The 1,129-nt window shown below is 64.2% G+C and carries 1 protein-coding gene; it reads left to right on the plus strand.

The genetic code is table 11. The annotated features are described in order from the left end of the window. Positions 1-37 precede the first annotated feature (37 nt). Positions 38-1,129: an IS630 family transposase gene (locus tag ACIBJG_RS38815; RefSeq protein WP_399315073.1), complete on the plus strand. Its 1,092-nt coding sequence runs from the start codon at positions 38-40 to the stop codon at positions 1,127-1,129.

Below are 1,129 nucleotides of genomic sequence, written 5' to 3' on the forward strand. Positions count from 1 at the left end.
CTAGTGACCTGAGTCGGAGTTTTGTCGTTGGTTGGGTATGAGTCGTCCGGGTCCGAAGATTCCGCCGTTGTCGGTGACCGATGCCCAACGGGCTGTGCTGGAGGGGTGGGTACGTCGACGTTCGACGTCCCAGGCCCTGGCCCAGCGTTCGCGGATCGTGCTGGCATGTGCGGAGGGGCGCTCGATTCTGGAGGTGTCACGGCGGCTGAATGTTGCTGCGGACACGGTCCGAACCTGGCGGCGGCGGTTCATCGAACGGGGCCTGGACGGCCTGTCCGACGAACCGCGGCCGGGTGCACCGAGGAAGATCAGTGACGCTGACGTCGAGCGGGTCATCGTCAAGACACTCGAGGAGCGGCCGAAGAACGCCACCCATTGGTCGACCAGATCGATGGCTGCCGCCACCGGCATGTCGCAGTCGGCGATCTCCCGGATCTGGCGGGCGTTCGCACTCGCCCCGCACCGGTCCGAGACCTTCAAGCTGTCCACGGACCCGTACTTCATCGACAAGGTCCGCGACGTCGTGGGCCTCTACCTGGACCCGCCGGAACGAGCACTGGTCCTCTGCGTGGACGAGAAGTCGCAGATCCAGGCCCTGGACCGGTCCCAGCCCGTGCTGCCGATGATGCCGGGTGTCCCGGAACGCCGAAGCCACGACTACATCCGTGCCGGCACCACCACCCTGTTCGCGGCTCTGGAAGTGGCAACCGGCAAAGTGATCGGCTCACTGCACCGGCGCCATCGGGCAGCCGAGTTCAAAAAGTTCCTGGCCAAGGTCGACAAGGAAGTACCGGTTGGCCTCGAGGTGCACCTGATCCTCGACAACTACGCGACCCACAAGACACCGGCCGTCAAGAAGTGGCTGCTGGCCCACCCCCGGTTCCACCTGCACTTCACACCGACCAGCTCATCCTGGCTGAACCTGGTGGAACGATGGTTCGCCGAGCTCACACAGAAGAAACTCAAACGCGGCATCCACCGTTCCGTCCAAGCACTCGAACGCGACATCCGGTCCTGGATCGCCGACTGGAACGACCACCCACGGCCCTTCATCTGGACCAGGACCGCCGACGAGATCCTCGACAAAGTCGCGTCCTACTGCCAGCGAATCTCCGACTCACGTCACTAG

The organism is Streptomyces sp. NPDC050422 (assembly GCF_044458665.1).
GTDB lineage: Bacteria > Actinomycetota > Actinomycetes > Streptomycetales > Streptomycetaceae > Streptomyces.

Coding starts and splice junctions, on each gene's coding strand:
- ACIBJG_RS38815 (WP_399315073.1), top strand. CDS start 38: ATGAGTCGTCCGGGTCCGAAGATTCCGCCGTTGTCGGTGACCGATGCC.